The sequence below is a fragment of the Streptomyces sp. NPDC030862 genome, from assembly GCF_055571835.1.
Genome location: NZ_JBVIEN010000009.1, coordinates 218,019 through 239,017, shown reverse-complemented (window position 1 = coordinate 239,017; position 20,999 = coordinate 218,019). Strand labels below are relative to the sequence as shown.

Here is a 20,999-nt window from a genome sequence, read left to right as displayed (position 1 = left end):
GTACGTCAGGTGAGGCCGTAGAACCTCTCCGTCTCGTCGACCGCCGCCTGGAAGCGTTCGTCGAAATCCTCCCGAATGAGCGTCCGGACGACATAGTCCTGGACGCTCATTCCGCTTCTCGCCGCGTGCTGCCTCACCCGGTCGAGCAGCTCCCCGTCTATGCGCAGACTCAGCACCGTCGATGACATGCCGGTCAGGGTGACCGCCCCGCCCGGCCGCGCGCGTCACTTTCCGGAAATCTCTCACCCGTTCGGGTGAAGCGTTGGTCTTTAGTCAGAGTAATGAGTTATGCTAAGGAACATGCCTGACCTCTCCCACGGCGACCCGGTCGACACGGCCGCCGTGAACTCCCTCCGCTCGGCCGTCATGCGGCTGGGCCGACGCCTGAAGCACCAGCGCGTCGACGAATCGCTGAGCCCCACCGAGATGTCGGTGCTCGGCACCCTCGCCCGCTGCGGCTCGGCCACCCCCGGTGAGCTGGCCCGCAAGGAGCACGTCCAGCCGCCGTCCATGACGCGCATCGTGGCGCTGCTCGAAGCCAAGGGACTGGTCCGGCTGGAGCCGCACCCCGACGACCGCCGCCAGAAGGTCGTCAGCTCGACCGAGACGGCCGAGACCATGCTGGAGGAGTCCCGCCGCAAGCGGAACGCCTGGCTGGCCTCCCTCGCCGAGGGCCTCGACGAGGACGAGTGGGCCAAGCTGCGTGCGGCCGCGCCCGTGCTGGAGAAGCTCGCGCACCTGTAAGCACACCGATTCAAGGAGGCGAACCCTTTTGAGTACGGGAAACGGAGCAGACTCCGCACCCGCACACATACCCACCCACGACACCCGCACCACCGAGAAGTCGACCTTCGCCTCCCTGAAGGTCCGCAACTACCGGCTGTTCTTCACCGGGGCCATCGTCTCCAACACCGGCACCTGGATGGCCCGCATCACCCAGGACTGGCTGGTACTGAGCCTCACCGGCTCCGCCGCCGCCGTCGGCATCACCACGGCGCTGCAGTTCCTGCCGATGCTGCTCTTCGGCCTGTACGGCGGCGTCATCGCCGACCGCTCCCCCAAGCGGCGCCTGCTGCTGGCCAGCCAGGCCGCGCTCGGCCTGTGTGGTCTGGCGCTCGCGGTCCTGACCCTCTCCGGGCACGTCCAGGTCTGGCACGTGTACCTGATCGCGTTCCTGCTCGGCATGGTCACGGTCGTCGACACCCCGGCCCGCCAGTCCTTCGTCTCCGAGCTGGTCGGCCCGGCCCAGCTGCGCAACGCCGTCAGCCTCAACTCCGCCAACTTCCAGTCGGCGCGGCTCGTCGGCCCCGCCGTCGCGGGCGCGCTGATCGCCTCCATCGGCAGCGGCTGGGCGTTCCTCGTCAACGGCCTGTCCTTCCTCGCCCCGCTGACCGCGCTGCTGCTGATGCGCACCGGTGAGCTGCACAAGGCCGAGCGCGCCCCGCGCGGCAAGGGCCAGCTGCGGGAGGGCCTGCGGTACGTCGCCGGGCGCCCGGAGCTGATCTGGCCCATCGCGCTCGTCGGCTTCATCGGCACCTTCGGCTTCAACTTCCCGATCTGGCTCACCGCCTTCGCGGACGGCGTCTTCCACGTCGGGCCGGGGACGTACGGTCTGCTCAACACCCTGATGGCCGCCGGCTCGCTGGTCGGCGCCCTGCTCTCCGCCCGGCGCGGCACCTCGCGGCTGCGGCTGCTGGTGGGCGCGGCGATGGCCTTCGGCGTCCTGGAGATCGCGGCGGCGCTCGCCCCGGCCTTCTGGCTGTTCGCCCTGCTGCTGGTCCCCATCGGCATGCTGGGCCTCACGGTCAACGTCACCGCGAACGCGTCGGTGCAGATGGCCACGGACCCCGTGATGCGGGGCCGGGTGATGAGCCTCTACATGATGGTGTTCGTCGGCGGTACGCCGCTGGGCGCGCCCCTCGTCGGCTGGATCACCGACACCTACGGCGCCCGCACCGGGTTCGCCGTGGGCGGCGCGGTCTCGCTGGCCGCGGCGGCGGTCATCGGCCTGGCGCTGGTCCGGGCGGTCGGCCTGCGGCTGAAGCTGGACATGCGGCGGGGGCACCCGCACGTGCGCTTCGTGCCGCGCGAGCAGCTGGCGACGGCGGCGTAACGCCGCGCGTCAGGCCCGGGGCGCACTCCGTTGCGCCCCGGGTGTCACACCCGTCGCTCCAGCACCTGGCCCGGCCAGTCGTCGGCCATGGCCGAGAACGGCTCGGTGCCCTGCTGCCGTCCGCGACGGCCATCCTGACGGTGACGGGCATGCTCATGGCCCGAGAAGAGGGGCGCGCGATCATGCCAGACTCGCGGCATGAGGCTTTTCGCTGCCGTGCTGCCGCCTCCCGCGGCCGTCGACGAACTCGCCGCCGAGGTCCGCCGCCTGAAGACCCTCCCCGGCGCGGACGAACTGCGCTGGACCGGCCGGGAGGGCTGGCACTTCACCCTCGCCTTCATGGGCGAGGTGGACGAGCGGCTCCTGCCGGAGCTGCGCGGCCGGCTCGCCCGCGCCGCCCACCGCACCGCGCCCTTCCCACTGCGCCTCCACGGCGGCGGCCGGTTCGGGCGCCGCACCCTGTGGGCGGGCGCGGCCGGGGCGCTCGACGACATCCGGCTGCTCGCCGAGCGCACGGACGCGGCGGCCCGCCGCACCGGTATCGCGATGGACGAGCACCGGGCCTACCACGCCCACCTGACGCTGGCCCGCGGCCGTACGCAGACCGTCGACCTGCGCCCGTACGTCGACGAGCTCCAGCACTTCGAGGGCGCGCGGTGGCAGGCCGGCGAGCTGGTCCTCGTCCGCAGCAACCTCGCCGCGAAGGGCGAACCCGGGGGCCCGCCCCGCTACGAGACGCTGGCCGCCTGGCCGCTGGGCGAATAGTGCGACGAAGCCGGGGAGCACCGGCCGGAACGAGCGTCACCCCGGGACGCGAGCCGGCGGTAGCCCGCACCGTGGGTCCCTCCGGGTGGTCCTTCCCGGCGGGCGGTTACGCTCGACGCGTGGACCCGAAAACCCGAAACCGGATCATGGCCGGTGTGCTCGTACTGATGTTCCTGATCATCGCGGTGGCGTCGGTCGTGTGACCGCCGCCTACCAGGCGAACGCCTCCGGCGACGGCCCGGTCCCCGGGAAGATCGCGTCCAGCCCCGTGAGCACCTCGTCCGAGAGGTCCAGCTCGACCGCCCGCAGCGCGGACTCCAGCTGCTCGGCGGTGCGCGGCCCGACGATCGGCCCCGTCACCCCGGGCCGGGTCAGCAGCCACGCCAGCGCGACCTCGCCGGGCGCGAGCCCGTGCTTGTCGAGGAGGTTCTCGTACGCCTGGACCTGCTCGCGTACGGCACTGTTGGCGAGCGCGTCGGCGGACCGGCCCTGGGCGCGGCGCGCCGTACCCTCCGCCTCCTTCTTGATCACGCCGCCGAGCAGTCCGCCGTGCAGCGGGGACCACGGGATGACGCCGAGGCCGTAGTCCCGCGCGGCGGGGATGACCTCCATCTCGGCGCGGCGTTCGGCGAGGTTGTAGAGGCACTGCTCGCTGACGAGCCCGACCATGCCGCGGCGGGCGGCGCTCTCGTTGGCCTGGGCGATCTTGTAGCCGGGGAAGTTGCTCGAACCGGCGTAGAGGATCTTGCCCTGCTGGATCAGTACGTCGATGGCCTGCCAGATCTCCTCGAACGGCGTGTGCCGGTCGATGTGGTGGAACTGGTAGAGGTCGATGTAGTCGGTGTTGAGCCGCCGGAGGCTGCCCTCGACGGCCCGCCGGATGTTGGCGGCGGAGAGCCGGTCGTGGTTGGGCCATGCGTCCCCGTCGCCGCCCATGGGCCCGTACACCTTGGTGGCGAGCACGACCTTGTCGCGCCGCCCCGCCTCCTTGGCGAACCAGGAGCCGACGATCTCCTCGGTGCGGCCCCTGTGGCCGGTCCCGCCGTAGACGTTGGCGGTGTCGAAGAAGTTGATCCCCGCGCCGAGCGCGGCGTCCATGATGGCGTGACTGCCGGCCTCGTCGGTCTGCGGCCCGAAGTTCATGGTGCCGAGGACGATGCGACTGACCTTGAGTCCGGTGCGTCCGAGCTGCGTGTACTTCATGGTCGTACAGCCAACGCCTTGGAGCGCGCTCGAAGCAAGGGCGCGTGGGAACACGGGTGTTGGGCCCGCTCGTCGGCGCGCGGCGCTGAACCGTCCCCTCCTCTTCCGTGCGGTCCCGGGGTGCGCCGCGCGCCTTCGGGACGGGTGTCCACTCTGTGAGATGAGTGCTGGTCTGACTGCGGAGCGCAATATACATTCCCGAAGGAATATTTCTCCTGCGGGAGAGTGCCACGCGCTGCGCATGCGCTGCAGCGTGACAAATGGGGGGAATTGTGATGTCTCGTACGTTGTCTTCGCCCGTTGACGAACGCCTCCGGGTGGTCCTGCCCTCACCGGCCCTGGCAGAGCCGCTGGGTTTTGAACGCACGGTTCCGCGCAGACTCGTGCACCGGGCCTCGGTGACCGAGGTGTTCGTGACCGACGGCCGCTCCACCGGCCCGGGGCGCGCGCTGGTCGCGGCCCAGTGGCCGCGGACCCACGCCCTGTACGGCCCCGACACCCACGGCCACAGCGATCCGCTGCTGCTCGTGGAAACGTTTCGCCAGGCCGGCATCTACGTCGCGCACCGCTACAACGACGTGCCGCTCGACCACCGGTTCGTCTTCTGCGACCTCGACCTCCGCATCGACGACCCGGCCGCGCTGAAGGTGGGCGCCGATCCGCTGAAGGTGGTCCTCGACACCACCTTCACACCCGACCCGGACAAGCCCACCACGCCGCAGCGCATCCAGGCGCGCTTCACCGCGGACATCAAGGTCGGCGGCCGCCCCTGCGCACGGATCTCGGGGCGCCTGGTGACCCTCGCGTCGCGGGCGTACCGCGCCCTGCGCGCCCGGGGGGCCGCACGGACGGCGCAGCCCGTGGAGGTACGGCCGGACAGGGGCACACCGGTGTGCGGAGCTCGCGCCGGCCGGCCGAACCCCCAGAACGTCCTGCTCGCCGTCGCACCCGGGCTCGCGGAGAACACCTATCTCCTGCGCCTGGACCCCGATCACGCCGGGTACTTCGAGCACGCCTGCGACCACGTGCCCGGCATCGCGCTGACCGAGGCGTTCCGCCAGGCCGCGCACCTGGCCGTGCACCGGCCCACCGCTGCGGAGCCGATGACGCTGGCCGCCGCGCTGATCAGCTTCGACCGGTTCGCGGAACTGGACGCGCCGGTGACCATCACGGTCGAGGACACGACGGAGCTCCCGCAGGGTCGCGTGGTGCGGCTGACCGCGACGCAGCACGGCGAGGCCGTGGCCCGCGCCGGCCTGGCCCACCACTTCGTGCGCTAGAGCCCCTCTCCTTTGAGCCGGGCCTGACCGGGCCTGCTCGTATCACGGGCCGCGCGAGCCCGGCAGCCGCGAAGAACCCCGGCCGCCGATCGTCGCCGCACCCCATCGCTCCCCATCGCACCCCACCGCACCCCATGCCGGCGCCGTCCCGCCGGTGCCCGGGCGTGCCCGGGCCGTGCGCCACGGGCGAGTCCCGGGCCGGTCCCGGCCGTTCGCCGCTGCTCCCCGCCGTGTCCGGCGCGGAGCCCCGCGATCGCGCCTGCGTTCCTGCCCTTTTTCCTGCCGTTCCTGCCGTTCCTGCTGTTCCTGCCGGGCTCCGACGTGCCCGCTTCCGCTCCGTACCCGGCGGGCGCCTGACCAGCTCCCGCCCCGATTCCCGGATTTGAACTGATGTCGACCACCCACAAGCATTCCGTCCTCGCCTTCTTCGACGTGGACGAGACCCTCATCACCGGCAAGAGCATGCTGGGCCTGCTCGATCACCACTTCGGCGACACCGGGGGCCGCGGCCGCCCGCCCGCCGCCGTGGTGCGGGCCGAGCTGTTCGCCCTGCGGGCGGCGGGCGCCGCCCGTGCCGACCTCAACCGCGCCTTCTTCCGCCGGCTGCGCGGCCACCGCGAGCGCGACCTGATGCGCAGTGGCCGGGCCTGGTTCGAGGCGGAGCTCGCCCGCGGCGACCTGTTCCACCCGCCGGTCCGTGCCGCACTGGACCGGCACCGTGCGGCCCGGCACACGATCGTGCTGCTGTCCGGTTCGTTCGCCGCGTGCCTGGACCCCATAGCCCGCCATGTCGCGGCGGACCGGACGGTGTGCACCACGCCGGAGGTCCGCCGCGGAGTCCTCACCGGTGAGGTCGACGCCCCGGTGATCGGGGAGGAGAAGGCCCGCCGGGTCCGCCGGCTGATGCACGACCTGGGGGCACAGCCGCAGGACTGCTTCGCGTACGGGGACGACGCGGGGGACATCGACGTGCTGCGCGCCGTGGGCCACGCCACCGTCGTCGGGGACGACCCGGTGCTCCGCGCGTGGGCGCTGCGGACCGGCCGGCCGCGGCTGCCGGGGGTGTACGCGGAGGCCGACGCGGCCTGAACCCGCGTGACCGTACGCGTACGGGGCGCCGTGCCCGTACGCGTACGGCCGTCGTGCGTGAGGTCAGCGGCGGATCGCGTACAGGAACAGTTCCCGCAGCTCCCGCCAGCGCGCGGCCAGGTCGGCCCGGCCGGTGAGGGTGGCGGAGACGTGCTGGGTCCCGAAGAACGACGCCACGATGAGGCGGGCGAGCTGTTCGGGGACCATGCCCTCGCGCAGTTCACCGGCCGCCTCGGCCTCCTGGAAGAGCTTGGTCATCACGCCGATCCAGCCCACGTACGGGGTGGGGAGCTCGACCCCGATGGACGCCTGCTCGTTCTGGAGCCGGGCGCCGGCGATGGTGATCGGGTCGTTGCCGAACGCCTCGGCGACCCGGTCCATCACCTCCAGGGCGGTGGCCAGGGGGGAGAGGCCCATCGCGGCGACCTCGTCGAGGACGTGCGGCCAGCGCGCGTAGTGCTCCTCCACCAGGGCGAGGGCGAGGACCTCCTTGGTGGGGAAGTGGTGGTAGACCGCTCCCTTGGTCATGCCGGTGCGCTCGGCGACGTCCTTGACCGAGGATTCGCGGTACCCCTGCTCCGCGAAGACCTCGGCGGCCGCGCGCATCACCAGCTCCCGCGTCCTGGCTGACCTGTCCTGCCGGGGGTCGGGACCCCGCGGAACGTCCGACGGCGTCTTGAGGGCTGGTGGTGTCACGGCTGTCTTCCGTCCGGGCGTCGGCAGCGCCGAGCTGTTCGTACTGTGCGTCACGACATACCTTCCGAGAGGTATTTTTCTCGTCAGCGGTAGCGTACGGCACCGCCGCGACCCCCCGTCCAGTCACACTTCGGCCGAGGTCGCTCCGGATGGCCAGAAGATTCCTTCCGGAGGGAATTTTTCCCTGCTAGGCTGTGCGCCCGGTCGGCGCGGCAGAGGAAACGGTGAGGGCGGCGTGGTGAAGCAGGAGCGGGCGAGACGTACCCGCGAACGGGCGCTGGACGCGGCAGCCCAGGAGTTCGCCGCCCATGGCTATGCGCATACGACGGTCAACGCCGTCGCCGCCCGGCTCGGCATGACCAAAGGGGCGCTGTACGGCCATTTCGCGTCCAAGGACGAGCTGGCGGAGGCGATCCTCCGGTACGGCGACGCGGCCTGGCAGCGCATCCTGGCGTCCCGCCCCGCGGAGCCCGGGCCCGCCGCCCCCGGGCGGCCGCCGGGGGACGACGGGCCCGGGCGGCCGCCGGCCGGCGAGCCCCTCGCCCCTCTCGGTGCCGTCACGCTCGCGCTGGCCCGCGGCCTCGCCGACGACGTGCGTTTTCGCGCCGCGTACCGGCTCGCCGCCGACGCTCTGCTGGCGGGGGAGCGTGAGGGCAGGCTGCTCCTGGACATCCAGTCCCATATGAGCCGGCTCGTCGGCGTGGCCCAGGAGGCCGGGGCGGTGGCCCTGCGGTGCTCGTCCACCGTCATCGCCGAGGTGCTGCTGGCCCTCGTGGCCGCGGTGCGCTCGGCGACGCTCGCGGCGGCCGGTGTCGACGCGGTGGCATGGCTGGAGGCGGTGTGGGGCGCGGTCGGCGGCGTACTGGCCGACGGTAGGCTCCCGGAGGAACTGCTGGAGGGCCACCGGTCCGCCGTGGTGCCGAACGTGGTGCCGCCGAACGGGTCCGTGGCGAAAGCCGGTTGAGTTCTCCGGGGTGCGGTGCCCCTCCTGTCCGTCCACTGGTCAGAGCCTTGGCAGATTCGTTTCGGTCGGTATATTTCTCTCCAGAGCGCGGACGGGGGGTCCGCGTCGAATGACGGGGGAGTTCAGGGGCTTCGGTCGGCCGCGGGGGCTAGGCGGCGGCCGGGCCGCACCGCGCCGCAGCACGGCCTGGCGCACTGCCGGCCGCTGCCGTCCCTCCCCTGGGGGAGGGGACCCATGGAGATCCACCACCTGCGGGTGTTCCGCGAAGTGGCGAGAGAGGCGAGCTTCACCCGGGCGGCGAGGAACCTGCACTGCGCGCAGTCCACGGTGACCGAGCAGATCAAGAGTCTCGAGGCGTCACTGGGAGTGGAGCTCTTTCACCGGCGCGGCCGTCGGTCGACCCAACTGACCGACATGGGGCAGCTGTTGCTACCCCTGGCCGAGGAGATCCTGGACGCGGTCGAGGCGGCGGGGCGCGAGATCCGCAACGCGCTCGTCGACCGTACGAAGGCGGCCTGCCGCACCGCACGCCCTGCCCCGCCCGGCGCGGCACGCCTTGTGCCGTTCCCGCCGGGAGGCGGCGCGCCGGTCTGAGCCCTGACGTCGGGCCCGCGGGATGCCGCGGGCCGGGGCGTCACGCGGCCCGACGCACAGGCCGCGCATCCGGCTGCGGGTGCCGCCGTCGGCCCGTCCGGCCCGCGGAGGCGCCGCGGGGTTGCTCCGCCGGCTCACACCGGGCTCGCCCGGTGGTCCTGCCCCCTGACGGTCCTGACGGTCCTGCTCTGACGGTCCTGTCCTGACGGGGCCGGCGGGATGCCGCCGGGCTGCCCGGCCGGGTCGCCGTGCCCTTGCCGGGCCGATGGCGGCCCTGCGGGGCGCAGCCAGGGCCGGAACTCGCTCACGGCGGGGGGCCGCAGGCGCTCGTCGGCGGCGGCCCGGTGCCGGTTGCGCGCCCGGACGGACCCGCACCGGCCGCTTCCGTATCCCCCGCCATCCCCTACCACCACCCCCACCGCCGCTCCGCGAAGAACCGCATCTCTGCACGAACCACTGCCCATTCAGCGAACCGCACAGCACAGCAAGGGAGTTCACCCATGCCCGCTGCACTGCTCGAGGCAACACCAACGGCAACCGAGGCGGTGGCCGCACCGGCGCCCGCCCCTCGGGCCGGGGCCGCCGCCGAGGCCGCCGGACTGTACGCCGCGCATGCCGAGCGCACCCGTACGCTGCACCCCGACACGGCCGGAGCCCTGGTGGAGGCGGGGTTCGCCCGGCAGTTCGTGCCACGGCGACTCGGCGGGGCCGGCGGCACGTTCACCGGTCTCCTCCACGCCGTGGCCACGGTGGGCGAGCACTGCGCCTCCGCCGCCTGGTGCGGCGTCCTGCAAGCCATGCACGGGCGCCTCGCCGCGCTGCTGCCCGAGGGGGCGCACGCCGATCTGTGGGGAGCCGGTCCCGACGTGCCCATCGCGGCGGCCGTCGTGCCCCCGGCGGGCGAGCTGCGTCCGGTCGACGGAGGCCATCTGCTCACCGGCCGCTGGGAGTTCGCCAGCGGCGTCGACCACGCCGACTGGGTGCTCATCGCCTCGGTCCTGCGTACGGACGGGGGCGCGGTCCAGAAGGTGGTCGCCGTGCCCCGCCGGGACGTCCGGGTGGTCGACACCTGGGACGGCCTGGGCCTGCGCGGTACGGGCAGCCACAGCATCGCCGCGGACGGCGCCTTCGTACCCGCGCACCGCATGGTGGACCGGGACGTCATGGCCGCCGGGTGGCGCGGCGCGGGCGCCGACCGCTGCCACGGCCTGCCGTACCCACTGGTCACCTCCGTGCTCCTGGCCGCCCCCGCGCTCGGCGCGGCGCGCGGCGCGCTGCGGGCGTGGACGGAGGGGGCGCTGCGGCGCACCACCCCGCAGGGCACGCCGCTGCTCGACACCGGCTCCGCGCAGGACGTGCTCGCCCGCTCGTCGGCGGAGACGGACGCCGCGCAACTGCTCCTGGAGCGCGCCGCGCTGCGTGCCGACCTCGCCCCGCTCGACGACCTGCCCGTGGCGCAGAACCAGCGCGACGCCGCGGTGGCGCTCGACATGCTCGTGGGCGCCGTCGAGCGGCTGTTGCGCCACGGGGGCGCCCATGCGCAGCGCTCCGCCAGCGATCTGCAGCGCCACTGGCGGGACGTGCACGCCGTGGCGAGCCACGCGGCCGTGCAGCTCGCGCCCGCCGCGGCCGCCTACGGGCGCCATGTCCAGGCGGGCTGGGGCGGGGCCGCCGCGGCGTGACCGCGGCCGACCGGGTGGCCCCGCCGACAGGCCACCCGGCCTCACCCATCAGCACCTGACCCCACCTCACCCATAAGCACCCGGCCCCGCCCACGCGTCACGTGGGCGGGGCCGGTGGTCATGCGGCCAGGGCCGGCTCCGGTGCCGGCGCCTCGCCGAGATGTGCGGTGAGCTCCTCGCGCAGCCGGTCCAGATCACGGGTGTGACCGTGGGCCGCGACATGTCCGTCCGGGCGGATCAGGTAGTACCCCTGGTGGCGGCACCCGGTCAGCCGGGCGGCCGGCCCCGCGGCCAGGTCCACGACCCGCAGCCCGGGGCGGAGCGCGGCCACGGCGCGCAGTTCGGCACGCCATGCGGCCGCGTCGCCCCGGCAGACCGCGGCCAGGGTCCACGCCGTCGGATCGGCGGCCGGCCCCTGGATCTTGTGGGGCATCGCGAGTTCCCGGGGGAAGACCGCGCCGACCCGCACGGCGTTGCGGACGCCGGGCAGCAGTCGGCAGGTGGTGCGCCCGCCGGGCGCCTGGGTGTCGCGCACCGGCGGGTAGGCGAGCCGGCGTCCGGCCATCACGGGGGCGTAGAACTGGGAGAACAGCCCGGTGCGGTCGGCGATCCGGAACGCGGCGTCCCGCAGCCCGACCTTGGCCGGAGTCCGTACCAGCCAGGCCCGGGTCTGGATGTCGGTGTCGCGCACCACCCGCTTGGCGACCGCCGCGCGCTCGGGGCCGTAGCTGAGGAGCAGGTCGGACGGTGCCTCGCCGCGGAGGACGGCGGCCAGCTTCCAGGCGAGGTTGTGGGCGTCCTGGAAGCCGGTGTTGAGGCCCTGGCCGCCGGCGGGGCTGTGTACGTGGGCGGCGTCACCGGCGATGAACACCCGGCCGAGCTGGAAGTCGTTCGCGTGCCGGGCGTGCACGCGGAAGACGCTCTGCCAGATGGGCTCGGCGATCCGGACGCCCTTGGGCCCGCGCTCGTCCACGATCCGCTGCATGGCGGCCACGCTGACCTCCTCGCCCGGGGCCAGGCTGGAGAAGAAGCGGAAGACGCCGTTCGGCAGTGCGACGATGACCAGCGCCCCGGCCGGTGACTGGTAGTACAGCGCCTGGTCCGGTGGCAGGAAGCCCTCGATCTCGGCGTCGACCAGCGCGAACGCGGTCTCGTACGTGGACCCCGAGAAGCCCGTGCCCAATTGGGCGCGGACCGCGCTGCCCGCACCGTCCGCGCCGATCACGAAGGGCGCGCGGGTGCGCTCGATCGTGCCGTCGGGGTGCTCCAGGACGGCGGTCACGCCGTCGACGGCGTCGATCCGGCCCGAGAAGTCCAGCCCGTCGAACGTGAGCAGCCGCACCCCGCGCTCGACCCTGCCGCCCAGCTCGTGCAGCCGGTCGCGCAGGATGCGCTCCGTCTCGTTCTGCGGCAGGCATACGGGGCTGAGCTCCTGCGGGAAGTCGAAGGTGGCCAGGTGCTCGCGGTCGGAGTAGTAGCTGAACGCGTTGATCTGCAGCCCCGCCTCGCGCAGCTGCGGCAGCACGCCCAGGTCCTCGAAGAGGTCCAGGCTGCGGGGCCAGACGAGCAGGGCCTTGGGGAACGGGGACGGTTCGGGGGCGCGGTCGACGATCCGGACCCGGATGCCCCGCCTGAGCAGTTCGCAGGCGGCCATCATCCCGGTCGGTCCGCCCCCCACGACCAGTACGTCGTACGCGTCCGAAGCACCCGGGTCCCCGCTGGTGCGGGCGGTGCTCGCTGGGTTCGGCATGGTGACTCTCTTTCCGTTCCGTGGTTCCGTTCCCGGTCGTTGAAGGTAAGGGACCTTCATGCCCTAGCATTGACGATATCCATAAGATCTCTTACAGTCCATCGACAGCGAAAGAACTGGGACCTGCTGAGCGGAGAGAAAGAAGCCATGAGCATCCAGACCGATTCCCGGCGCCCGGTGCCGGACCGGCGGCAGGAGGCGAGCGGAGCACCCACGCTCATCGCCGTCGCGCTCGCCAGCATCCTGCTGCCGCTGGCCGTCACCGCACCGGCGGTCGCGCTGCCGGATCTCACGGTCGACCTCGGGGCCGGCGTCGCCGCCGGTCAGTGGGTGCAGAACGCCTACGGCGTGACGTTCGCCGCGTGCATGCTCGCGGCCGGCGCGCTCGCCGACCAGTTCGGCCGCCGCCGCATCCTGGCCATCGGCGCCGTCGTCTTCATGGCGATGTCCGCCGTGGCCGCCGTCTCCACGGACATCGTCGTCCTCGACATCGCCCGCGCACTGCAGGGCGTCGGCGCGGCCGGCGTGCTCACCAGCGGGGCCGCGATCCTGGCCGCGTCGTTCGAGGGCCGCAAGCGCACCCAGGCGTTCGGCGTGCTCGGCGCCTCCTTCGGCGCCGGTCTCGCGCTCGGTCCGATCCTCGGCGGCGCGCTGGTCAACCTGGCCGGCTGGCGGGCGGTGTTCTGGCTGAACGTGCTGGTCGGCATCGTGGCCCTCGCCTTCATGTCGAAGATCAAGGAGTCCCGGGACCCGGACGCGACGAAGGTCGACTGGGGCGGTCTGGTCACCTTCAGCGGCAGCCTGTTCTTCCTCGCGCTCGTCTTCGTCGAGGGCGGCGAGAGCGGCTGGCTCAGCGCACCGACACTCGGCTCGCTCGCCGGGTTCGTGGTCTTCATGGCCGCGTTCGTCGCGGTCGAACTCCGCGTCGCCCGGCCCATGTTCGACCTGGCGCTGTTCCGCAACCCGACCTTCGTGGTGGTCGTCTGCCAGCCGTTCACCATCACCTTCGGCTTCGTGGTGCTGCTCAACTTCCTGCCGCCGTACTTCAACGGCGTCGGCGACCAGGGTGACACCGCCTCCGGTGCGCTGCTGCTGCCGCTGACCCTCCCCGTCTTCGTCCTGCCGCTGCTGGTCGGCCGCCTGGTCGCCGGGCGGGTCTCGTCCCGGATGCTGCTGACCGCGAGTTCGCTGCTGATCGCCGTGGGCTCGCTGTGGCTGGTCGTCCTGGAGCCCGGCCGGCCGTGGTACGAGGTGGCGGGTCCGCTGGTCGTCTTCGGCCTCGGCGTGGGCTCCGCGTTCGGAGCCATGGACAACGCCGCCGTCAGCGTCGTCCCCGTGGAGCGCGCCGGCATGGCGTCGGGCATCTTCAACACCATGCGCATCGCCGGCGAGTCCGTGGCGATCGCCTCGGCGGGCGGCTTCCTGACCTCGCTGACCCGCAGTGACCTGGCCGAGCGCTCGCCCGAACTCGCCGACCAGGCCCAGCGGCTGGCGGGCGAGGCCACCCAGGGCCGGCTGGACGAGGCGCTCGCCGCGGTCGAGCCCGCCCGGCGCACCGACGCCCTCGACGCGGTGGCCGCGAGCCTCACCTCCAGCATGCACACCGCCTTCATCGCCCTGGCCGTGCTGGCCCTCGTCGGAGCCGTGGTGACCTTCCTGGTCATCAAGGACAAGGAACTCGCGGACGCCGCCGGCTGAGCCGGCGGGCGTACGCGCCCCGAGCCGGAGGGCCCGGGCCGTGCGGCTCCTCCCCCCCCGCCGCCGCCCGAGCCCTCCCTATCCCCCTCCCCAAACCCCCGCGCCTCCCCAACCCCCGAACCCCCCACGACGTACCCACCGATCGATAAGAGAGCAGGAGAACATGCGTTACCGCTACCTCGGCGACACCGGCCTGTCCGTCTCAGAACTGTGCTTCGGCGCCATGACCTTCGGCGGCGGTGCGTCCTTCCTGGGCGCCGAGGACCGCAACTGGTCCGAGTTCGGCACGGTCGAGGACCAGACCGTGCTGCGGATGATGGACCAGGCGCTGGACGCCGGGATCAACTTCTTCGACACCGCCGACGTCTACAAGAACGGCATGGGCGAGGAGTTCTTCGGCAAGACCCTGAAGAAGGTCCGCGACCGCGTCATCATCGGCACCAAGGGCCGCTGGCGCATCACCGACGACCCGAACGACATCGGCGCCACCCGCCACCACCTGATCGCGGCGGTCGAGGGCAGCCTGCGGCGCCTCGAGACCGACTACATCGACGTCTACCACCTGCACGGCTTCGACCCGCGGACCTCGCTCGACGAGACCCTGCGCGCGCTCGACGACCTGATCAGCTCGGGCAAGATCCGCTACATCGGCGTCTCCAACTACGCCGGCTGGCAGCTGATGAAGGCCCTGTCGGTCTCCGAGCGCCGCAACCTCGCCAAGTTCTGCGTCTACCAGGGCTACTACAACATCGCCGCCCGCGACCTGGAGCGGGAGATCATCCCGCTCGCGGTCGACCAGAACGTGGGCATCACCGCCTGGTCGCCGCTGGCCGGCGGCTTCCTGACCGGCAAGTACCGCCGCGGCGAGGGCCGCCCCGAGGGCAGCCGCCTGGCCGAGCGGACCCCCGCCGAGTCCGCGCCGCTCACCGACGAGAACCAGGCGTACGACATCGTCGACGAGATGGCCGCGATCGCCGAGGAGCGCGGTGCCACGGTCGCCCAGGTGGCGATCAACTGGGTGCTCGCCAAGCCGGGCATCACCTCCGCCGTCATCGGCGCCACCAAGCCCCACCAGCTGGACGACAACCTCCAGGCGATGGAGTGGGAGCTGACCGCGCAGGAGCTGGAGCGCCTCGACAAGGTGAGCGAGACCACCGCTCCGTACCCGTACTGGCACATCGGCACCGTCGGCGCCGACCGCAAGCTGCCGGGCGACGTCTACCCCGCGTGACCCGCTGACGGAGTGAGCCGCAGGACGCGCATGGAGGGCCGATCCCACGTGGACGGCCCTCCACACGTAAATCCCCCCGCACGTCAGGCCCCACGCCCACGCGTCCCGCGACGTAGCGCCCTGCCCCGCACGCGCCTGCTCCCCGGGGCCGCCGGCCGGCCACCGGGGTCTTCCGGCACGACCGAACAGAAAGCGAACGTCACCCATGACCACCGCAACAGCAGGACCGGAGCCGCGGTCCGCCACACCGTTCCTTCCGTCCGATCCGGTTCTGGACTACACGCGCACCGTGGACCGGCTGCTCGTGCACCGGGACGCCCTGGGGGAGGTGTTCCTCACCGACCTGCGGCAGACCGGCGAGGACCGCTACCTCGCCGGGGCGCAGCTCCCCCGGTCGCACGCCTACTACGGCGACCACCTGCTCCGCCCGCTCTCGTACGACCCGCTGCTCATCCTGGAGGCGTGCCGCCAGGCGGGTCTGGCCGGCGCCCACCGCTTCTTCGGCGTGGCGGCGGACAACAAGTTCATCCTCACGCACCTGCGGCTGCACGTCTCGCACCCGCGGTGGGTGACGGTCGGCTCCGCGCCGCTGCCGCTGGCGATGGAGGCGCGGATCGTCAGCCGCAAGGAGCGCGACGGCCGGGTCACCGGCCTCGACTACGAGTTCACCCTCTCGGCGGGCGGCACGCAGGTGGGCACGGCCCACCTCGGCCTGCGCTTCAAGACGCCCAACGGCTACCTGACGCTGCGGCTCAACAACCGCGGCGGACTCGCCCTGCCGTCCTCCGCCACCCACCCGCAGGTCACCCCCGGCACCCTCGTGCCCCCGCACCTGGTGGGGCGGGCCAACCCGGACAACGTCGTGCTCGTGGAGCCCGCCGTCACCAGCTCCGCCGCCTCGGCCCTGCTGCGGGTGCCGACTGGCCACGCCAGCCTCTTCGACCACCCGCAGGACCACCTGCCGGGCATGGTCATTGCCGAGGGCGCGCGTCAGCTGGCGCTGTTCGCCGCGCTGGAGCTGCACGGCATGTCCACCGCGAAGACCCTGGTGACCGATGTCGACGTGCGCTTCACCCGCTTCGGCGAGCTGGAGGACGACACGGTCCTCACCGCGGAGATCGGCGAGCCGACGGTGCCGGGCGGCGGCGTGGACGGAGTCCCGTACACGCTGGGCGGTCCGCTGGAGGCCCCGGAGGACGGCGCCGCGCACCAGGCCCACCAGGTGCCGGTCCGCGTGGAGGCCACCCAGAAGGGCGAGAGCCTCTGCGTCTTCACCTTCCGGCTGACCCGCGTCACGGCCGGCTGACCGGCCATGGGGGAGGGAGAAGCGCTGATGGGCGTCCCGGCGATCGCCTTTTCGGATGTCGACGAGACGCTGATCGACGTCAAGAGCATGTTCCGGTTCCTGGAGTTCCACCTGGACCGGCGCGGTGAACCGGCCGGCACGTACGACCGGCTGGTCGGTGAGCTGCGCGACGCGGTACGACGGGGTGCCCCGCGCGCGGAGATCAACCGCCGCTACTACCGGCTGTACGCGGGCGAGGACGCCCGCACCCTCGCGGCGTCGGGCCGCGCGTGGTTCGCCTACGAACAGGAGACGCGGCCCGGGGGGCTGTTCATCCCCGCGGTGGAGCGGTCCCTCGCCGGGCACCGCGCGGCCGGCGACACCGTCGTGCTGGTGTCCGGGTCGTTCTTCGCCTGCCTGGACCCGGTCGCGGCCCACGTCGGCGCGGACCGCGCCATCGGCACGCGGCCGCTGATCCGCCGCGGCCGGCTCACCGGCGAGGTGCTGTTCCCGCTGATCGGCGCGGCCAAGGGGCGGGTGGCGCACGCCGCCGCCGCGGTCCTCGGGGCCGACCTCGCCGACTGCACGGCGTACGGCGACCACATCAGCGACCTGGACCTGCTGGCGGCCGTGGGTCACCCGGTCGCCGTGGGCGACGACCCGGACCTGGCCGCACACGCGGACCGGGCCGGATGGCGGCGGCTGCCGACCGGGCGGACCGCGGCGGGCATCTGAACCGGCCACCCCGGCACTTCGCCGTCGCCGAGCAACGGCGGCGGGCCGCCGTGCGGCGGCCCGTCGCAGAACAGGAGGCAGTATGAAACCCATCGGAATCCTGGGAACCGGATCGTTTCTGCCGGAGCAGGTGGTCACCAACGAGGAGATCGCCCGCAGCACCGGTGTGACCGACGAATGGATCGTGCGCAAGACCGGTATCAGGGAGCGGCGCCGTGCCGACGACCGGCACGCCACGTCCGACCTGGCGGCGCACGCCGCCCGCCGGGCCCTCGAACAGGCCGGTGTACGCCCCGAGGACGTGGCGTACATCGTGGTGGCGACCTCGACACCGGACCATCCCCAGCCGGCGACGGCGAGCATCGTGCAGCACCTGATCGGGGCCGTCAACGCCGCGGCGTTCGACGTCAACGCGGTGTGCAGCGGGTTCGTGTACGCGATGACCGTGGCCGAGCGGATGCTGCGCGGCGCGCCCGAGGGCAAGCACGCGGTGGTCATCGGCGCGGACATCTACTCGCGGATCCTGGACTACTCGGACCGCAAGACGGCGATCCTCTTCGGCGACGGGGCGGGGGCCGTCGTCCTCGGACCCGTCCCGGAGGACCGGGGCGTGCTGGAGACCAGTCTGCTCACCCGCGGCGACCAGTACCGGCTGATCAGCGTGCCCGCGGGCGGCAGCCGGATGCCCGCGACGGCGCGCACCGTGGACGAGGGCGGCCACTTCTTCCGGATGGACGGCCGCGGTGTGCGCGCCTTCGTCCAGGAGAACCTGCCGCAGGCCCTGGGCGACCTGCTCGTCAAGGCGGACGTCAACCCCGACGACGTCGTCCACTTCGTGCCGCACCAGGCCAACGGCGTGATGCTGGCCGACGTGTGGCCCTGGCTGGGCCTGCGGAACGCGACGCTCCACCTGGCGCTGGAGAGGTACGCCAACACCGGCTCCGCGTCGGTGCCGATCACGCTGGACCTCGCGCACCGCGAAGGCGCCCTGACCGACGGCGACATCGTGCTCCTCGCCGGCTTCGGCGGCGGCATGACCGTCGGCGCGGCCCTGCTGCGCTGGGCGCCGACCCGGTACGCGCGGCCGGAGCACCGCGAGCGGGAGCTTCAGGCCCCGGTCGGCTGACCCCGCGCCCGTGACGACGGCAACGGCCCCGGGAAACCGGGGCCGTTGTCCGGTCCGGGGCGCATCCCCCAGGAGAGGAAACCGAGGAACCCATGAGCACGCACACCGTCCTGACCGACCTCGACCCCGAACTGCAGGCGCTGGTCGCCCGGCACGTGGCCGCGCAGCGCCGCGCCCGGTTGCGCCAAGGGGCCGAGGACGCCCTGCACTCACTGGTTTTCGGAGGAATAGGAGGAGAACGCTTCCATGAACCCTTCACCGTCCACGCGCGCGCGGCAGCGGATCGCGAGACAGAGGTACCGGCACGCCCGGCACATGGCGCTGCGTTGCCGGCTGCTGCTGGCGCGCGCCGTGCTGCGCGGGTGAGCCCCGGCCGCCGGGGGTCCGCGTCATGACCACCGGACACCTCCGCCCCGGCCGTACGCCCCGCCCCGGCCGTGCGCCCCGCCCCGGCCGTACGGGGCGCCGGGGGCCCGGGGCGCGCCTCGCCGTCGGCGGCGCCCTGGGCGCCGTGGCGCTGGCCGCCGTGCTCAGCGCGTGCGGTACGCCGGGCGCCGACGCGCCGGAGAAGGCCGCGCCCACCTCCGCGCCCGCGCCCGCTTCCGCGCCCACCTCCGCGCCCGCGCCCGCTTCCGCGCCCGCGCCCGGCGGGGGCGGCGGCCAGGGCGCGCGCCTCGACGGCGTATGGGCCGCCGCCGACGGCAGCCTGCGCCTCGAACTGCGCGGCGACGGCACCTTCAGCGAGGACTACAACGGACAGAAGGCCGCCTACACCGGCCGGTACACCCTTGAGGGCGCCACCCTCCGGCTGCGCGCCGGCTCCGGTGCCGCCGCCGACGGCACGGTCGAGGGGGACACCATCACCCTCAGCGGCCGGACGCTCAGGCCCTCCTCCTGACACCCGCACCCCGCACGGCGAAAGCGGCGGGCCGCCACGGTGGATTCCGTGGCGGCCCGCCGCTTTCGCGCCGCGCTCGCGTGCCGTCCGGCAGGCGGTCAGCCCTGCGCCTCGACGGCCACGTCCTGCCAGTCGGCCCAGGTCTTGAGCCGGTCGGCGTAGACCTGCGGCAGCATCTCGTTGCCCTGCGTGCCGAGGAAGACGCGCAGCGGCGGGTTGTCGGAGTCGACGACCTTCAGCAGCGCACGGCCGGCGGCGGCCGGGTCACCGAGGTCGAGCGTCTGCATGAACGCGCCGAGTGCCTCACGGACACCGTCGTACGCCGGGATCGGCTCGGACTGGGCGGCGGACGGGCCGGCCCAGTCGGTGGCGTACGCGCCGGGCTCGACCAGGGTGACCTTGATGCCGAGGTGCGACACCTCCTGGGCCAGGGACTCGCTCAGGCCCTCCAGGCCCCACTTGGAGACGTGGTAGCCGCCGACCAGCGGCCAGGCGGCGACGCCGCCGGTGGAGGAGATCTGGACGATGTGGCCGCTGCCCTGCTCCCGCAGGTACGGCAGGGCGGCCTGGGTCACCCACAGGGCGCCGAACAGGTTGGTCTCCAGCTGGTCGCGCAGCGCCTGCTCGTCGAGCTCCTCCACGGCGCCGAAGAGGCCGTAGCCGGCGTTGTTGACGATCACGTCGAGGCGGCCGAAGTGCTCCTTGGCCTGCTTGACGGACGCGAACACGGCGTCCTTGTGCGTCACGTCGAGGTCGAGGGTGAGCACCGCGTCGCCGTAGGAGGCCTTCAGGTCGGCGAGGGACCGCGCGTCACGGGCCGTGGCGGCGACCTTGTCGCCGCGGGACAGGGCCGCCTCGACGAACTGGCGGCCGAAGCCGCGGGACGAGCCGGTGACGAACCAGACCTTGCTCATGGGTGTCTCCATTCCGTGTTTCCTGTACCGGGAAAGTCCGTCCCCGAGCGGGGGACGAAGTCAGTTGTGGAACTTGGTGACCAGCGGGGCCACGGTGTCCAGGAAGCTCTTGACGCCGTCGGCGCCGGTGGGGGGCGCGTACAGCACCGCGCGGTTGACGCCGAGGTCGCGCAGGGCCTCCAGCCCCGCCGCGTCGGGTTCGGCGCCGAAGACGGTGACCGGGACGTCGTCGGTGCGGCCGGCGTCGCGGCCCGCCTGCCGCAGGGCGCGGATCCGTGCGGACAGCTCGTCCAGCGGCATGCCCGCGTGCGGCATCCACTCGTCGCCGAAGTCGAGGACGCGGCGCGCCACGTTGGCGCCCGAGCCGCCGACGAGGACCGGCGGGTGCGGGGTCTGCCGGGGCTTGGGCCAGGACCAGACGGGGCCGAAGTCGACGTGGCGGCCGTGGAATTCGGCGACGTCGTTGGTCCAGATCTCCCGCATGGCCTTCACCCGCTCGGCCAGGACGGCCCACCGCTGCCCGGGGTCGGTGCCGTGGTTCTCCAGCTCCTCGGGGATCCAGCCGGCGCCGACGCCGAACAGCACGCGGCCGCCGGAGAGCGCGTCGAGCGTGGCGACGGCCTTGGCCGTGGCGATCGGGTCCCGCTGGGGGACCAGGCAGATCCCGGTGGCCACGCGCAGCTCCGTGGTGGCCGCGGCGGCGTAGCTGAGCGCGACGAACAGGTCGTGCGTGTGCGAGAAGTGGTCGGGCAGCTGCCCGACCTCGCCGCGGGTGCGTTCGGTCGCGGGCAGATGGGTGTGCTCCGGCAGGAAGAGCGACTCGAAGCCGCGCTCCTCGACTGCCCGGGCCAGTTCGTCGGGGCGGATCGCGAAGTCCGCGGGGAACATGGCGATGCCTAGCTTCATGACGTGTCTTCCTCCGTGGCCGTGCCGAAGCGGTGCTTTAACGTTAAGGAGCGCGGTGTATACGCTCCAT

At 73.1% G+C, this 20,999-nt stretch carries 20 protein-coding genes; 14 read left to right on the top strand and 6 right to left on the bottom strand.

Going from position 1 to position 20,999, the window contains the following annotated elements; translation table 11 throughout:
• Nucleotides 1–5: 5 nt before the first annotated feature.
• Entirely contained in the window at nt 6–188 is a 183-nt protein-coding gene (locus ACZ42X_RS24560; protein WP_361417402.1) for a ribbon-helix-helix protein, CopG family, read from the bottom strand.
• A gap of 112 nt (nt 189–300) precedes the next feature.
• On the opposite strand from ACZ42X_RS24560, the gene ACZ42X_RS24555 reads away from it, so the two are divergent.
• The 3 genes from ACZ42X_RS24555 to thpR all read left to right on the top strand — a co-directional run bounded on the left by ACZ42X_RS24555 (nt 301) and on the right by thpR (nt 2,878).
• Nucleotides 301–744, top strand: coding sequence for a MarR family winged helix-turn-helix transcriptional regulator (locus ACZ42X_RS24555; protein WP_468293989.1), 444 nt, complete (start codon nt 301–303; stop codon nt 742–744).
• A 28-nt stretch (nt 745–772) separates the two neighbouring features.
• Nucleotides 773–2,113 carry an MFS transporter gene (locus tag ACZ42X_RS24550; protein WP_468293986.1) on the top strand — a complete coding sequence of 447 codons (1,341 nt, stop codon included), beginning with the start codon at nt 773–775 and terminating at the stop codon, nt 2,111–2,113.
• A gap of 198 nt (nt 2,114–2,311) precedes the next feature.
• Complete coding sequence (gene thpR / locus ACZ42X_RS24545) at nt 2,312–2,878, top strand: RNA 2',3'-cyclic phosphodiesterase (RefSeq protein ID WP_468293983.1); 567 nt, start codon at nt 2,312–2,314, stop codon at nt 2,876–2,878.
• Between the two features lie 210 nt (nt 2,879–3,088).
• Here thpR and ACZ42X_RS24540 read toward each other — a convergent pair whose 3' ends face one another.
• Nucleotides 3,089–4,081, bottom strand: a complete 993-nt coding sequence (locus ACZ42X_RS24540; protein WP_468293980.1) for an aldo/keto reductase — start codon at nt 4,079–4,081, stop codon at nt 3,089–3,091.
• Between the two features lie 260 nt (nt 4,082–4,341).
• Between ACZ42X_RS24540 and ACZ42X_RS24535 the strand changes: the two genes are divergently transcribed.
• Nucleotides 4,342–5,361, top strand: a complete 1,020-nt coding sequence (locus tag ACZ42X_RS24535; protein ID WP_468293977.1) for a ScbA/BarX family gamma-butyrolactone biosynthesis protein — start codon at nt 4,342–4,344, stop codon at nt 5,359–5,361.
• A 390-nt stretch (nt 5,362–5,751) separates the two neighbouring features.
• Nucleotides 5,752–6,450 (top strand): HAD family hydrolase, encoded by a 699-nt coding sequence (locus ACZ42X_RS24530; protein WP_468293974.1) that lies wholly within the window; start codon nt 5,752–5,754, stop codon nt 6,448–6,450.
• A gap of 63 nt (nt 6,451–6,513) precedes the next feature.
• Here the strand turns inward: ACZ42X_RS24530 and ACZ42X_RS24525 are convergent, their stop codons facing one another.
• Complete coding sequence (locus tag ACZ42X_RS24525) at nt 6,514–7,146, bottom strand: ScbR family autoregulator-binding transcription factor (RefSeq protein ID WP_468293972.1); 633 nt, start codon at nt 7,144–7,146, stop codon at nt 6,514–6,516.
• 235 nt (nt 7,147–7,381) lie between these two features.
• Here ACZ42X_RS24525 and ACZ42X_RS24520 point away from each other — a divergent pair, with 235 nt between their 5' ends.
• From ACZ42X_RS24520 to ACZ42X_RS24510, 3 genes are all read left to right on the top strand, one after another.
• Entirely contained in the window at nt 7,382–8,110 is a 729-nt protein-coding gene (locus tag ACZ42X_RS24520) for a TetR family transcriptional regulator (protein WP_468293969.1), read from the top strand.
• 234 nt (nt 8,111–8,344) lie between these two features.
• A complete protein-coding gene (locus ACZ42X_RS24515) occupies nt 8,345–8,704 on the top strand; it encodes a LysR family transcriptional regulator (protein WP_468293966.1) in 360 nt (119 codons plus the stop codon).
• A 500-nt stretch (nt 8,705–9,204) separates the two neighbouring features.
• On the top strand, nt 9,205–10,386 hold the full coding sequence (locus ACZ42X_RS24510; RefSeq protein WP_468293962.1) for an acyl-CoA dehydrogenase family protein: 1,182 nt from the start codon (nt 9,205–9,207) through the stop codon (nt 10,384–10,386).
• A 118-nt stretch (nt 10,387–10,504) separates the two neighbouring features.
• Here ACZ42X_RS24510 and ACZ42X_RS24505 read toward each other — a convergent pair whose 3' ends face one another.
• Nucleotides 10,505–12,136 (bottom strand): FAD-dependent monooxygenase, encoded by a 1,632-nt coding sequence (locus tag ACZ42X_RS24505; RefSeq protein WP_468293958.1) that lies wholly within the window; start codon nt 12,134–12,136, stop codon nt 10,505–10,507.
• Nucleotides 12,137–12,283: 147 nt separating this feature from the next.
• Here ACZ42X_RS24505 and ACZ42X_RS24500 point away from each other — a divergent pair, with 147 nt between their 5' ends.
• From ACZ42X_RS24500 to ACZ42X_RS24475, 6 genes are all read left to right on the top strand, one after another.
• Nucleotides 12,284–13,834, top strand: coding sequence for an MFS transporter (locus tag ACZ42X_RS24500; protein WP_468293954.1), 1,551 nt, complete (start codon nt 12,284–12,286; stop codon nt 13,832–13,834).
• Nucleotides 13,835–13,997: 163 nt separating this feature from the next.
• On the top strand, nt 13,998–15,065 hold the full coding sequence (locus ACZ42X_RS24495; RefSeq protein ID WP_468293951.1) for an aldo/keto reductase: 1,068 nt from the start codon (nt 13,998–14,000) through the stop codon (nt 15,063–15,065).
• Nucleotides 15,066–15,270: 205 nt separating this feature from the next.
• Entirely contained in the window at nt 15,271–16,371 is a 1,101-nt protein-coding gene (locus ACZ42X_RS24490; protein WP_468293948.1) for a ScbA/BarX family gamma-butyrolactone biosynthesis protein, read from the top strand.
• Between the two features lie 6 nt (nt 16,372–16,377).
• Nucleotides 16,378–17,085, top strand: coding sequence for an HAD family hydrolase (locus ACZ42X_RS24485; RefSeq protein ID WP_468293946.1), 708 nt, complete (start codon nt 16,378–16,380; stop codon nt 17,083–17,085).
• An 82-nt stretch (nt 17,086–17,167) separates the two neighbouring features.
• The gene (locus ACZ42X_RS24480) at nt 17,168–18,211 is read left to right on the top strand and encodes a 3-oxoacyl-ACP synthase III family protein (RefSeq protein WP_361417464.1); all 1,044 of its coding nucleotides are present in this window, start codon (nt 17,168–17,170) and stop codon (nt 18,209–18,211) included.
• A 391-nt stretch (nt 18,212–18,602) separates the two neighbouring features.
• Nucleotides 18,603–19,109 carry an Atu4866 domain-containing protein gene (locus ACZ42X_RS24475; RefSeq protein WP_468293941.1) on the top strand — a complete coding sequence of 169 codons (507 nt, stop codon included), beginning with the start codon at nt 18,603–18,605 and terminating at the stop codon, nt 19,107–19,109.
• Between the two features lie 98 nt (nt 19,110–19,207).
• On the opposite strand, the gene ACZ42X_RS24470 is transcribed toward ACZ42X_RS24475, so the two are convergent.
• On the bottom strand, nt 19,208–20,023 hold the full coding sequence (locus ACZ42X_RS24470) for an SDR family oxidoreductase (RefSeq protein WP_468293938.1): 816 nt from the start codon (nt 20,021–20,023) through the stop codon (nt 19,208–19,210).
• 60 nt (nt 20,024–20,083) lie between these two features.
• The gene (locus ACZ42X_RS24465) at nt 20,084–20,929 is read right to left on the bottom strand and encodes an LLM class F420-dependent oxidoreductase (RefSeq protein ID WP_468293935.1); all 846 of its coding nucleotides are present in this window, start codon (nt 20,927–20,929) and stop codon (nt 20,084–20,086) included.
• Nucleotides 20,930–20,999 lie beyond the last annotated feature (70 nt).

Bases quoted from the DNA above. Each gene is read 5' to 3' on its own strand.
- ACZ42X_RS24560 (WP_361417402.1), bottom strand. From the start codon at position 188: ATGTCATCGACGGTGCTGAGTCTGCGCATAGACGGGGAGCTGCTCGAC.
- ACZ42X_RS24555 (WP_468293989.1), top strand. From the start codon at position 301: ATGCCTGACCTCTCCCACGGCGACCCGGTCGACACGGCCGCCGTGAAC.
- thpR (WP_468293983.1), top strand. From the start codon at position 2,312: ATGAGGCTTTTCGCTGCCGTGCTGCCGCCTCCCGCGGCCGTCGACGAA.
- ACZ42X_RS24540 (WP_468293980.1), bottom strand. From the start codon at position 4,081: ATGAAGTACACGCAGCTCGGACGCACCGGACTCAAGGTCAGTCGCATC.
- ACZ42X_RS24535 (WP_468293977.1), top strand. From the start codon at position 4,342: ATGGGGGGAATTGTGATGTCTCGTACGTTGTCTTCGCCCGTTGACGAA.
- ACZ42X_RS24530 (WP_468293974.1), top strand. From the start codon at position 5,752: ATGTCGACCACCCACAAGCATTCCGTCCTCGCCTTCTTCGACGTGGAC.
- ACZ42X_RS24515 (WP_468293966.1), top strand. From the start codon at position 8,345: ATGGAGATCCACCACCTGCGGGTGTTCCGCGAAGTGGCGAGAGAGGCG.
- ACZ42X_RS24510 (WP_468293962.1), top strand. From the start codon at position 9,205: ATGCCCGCTGCACTGCTCGAGGCAACACCAACGGCAACCGAGGCGGTG.
- ACZ42X_RS24505 (WP_468293958.1), bottom strand. From the start codon at position 12,136: ATGCCGAACCCAGCGAGCACCGCCCGCACCAGCGGGGACCCGGGTGCT.
- ACZ42X_RS24500 (WP_468293954.1), top strand. From the start codon at position 12,284: ATGAGCATCCAGACCGATTCCCGGCGCCCGGTGCCGGACCGGCGGCAG.
- ACZ42X_RS24495 (WP_468293951.1), top strand. From the start codon at position 13,998: ATGCGTTACCGCTACCTCGGCGACACCGGCCTGTCCGTCTCAGAACTG.
- ACZ42X_RS24490 (WP_468293948.1), top strand. From the start codon at position 15,271: ATGACCACCGCAACAGCAGGACCGGAGCCGCGGTCCGCCACACCGTTC.
- ACZ42X_RS24485 (WP_468293946.1), top strand. From the start codon at position 16,378: ATGGGGGAGGGAGAAGCGCTGATGGGCGTCCCGGCGATCGCCTTTTCG.
- ACZ42X_RS24480 (WP_361417464.1), top strand. From the start codon at position 17,168: ATGAAACCCATCGGAATCCTGGGAACCGGATCGTTTCTGCCGGAGCAG.
- ACZ42X_RS24475 (WP_468293941.1), top strand. From the start codon at position 18,603: ATGACCACCGGACACCTCCGCCCCGGCCGTACGCCCCGCCCCGGCCGT.
- ACZ42X_RS24470 (WP_468293938.1), bottom strand. From the start codon at position 20,023: ATGAGCAAGGTCTGGTTCGTCACCGGCTCGTCCCGCGGCTTCGGCCGC.
- ACZ42X_RS24465 (WP_468293935.1), bottom strand. From the start codon at position 20,929: ATGAAGCTAGGCATCGCCATGTTCCCCGCGGACTTCGCGATCCGCCCC.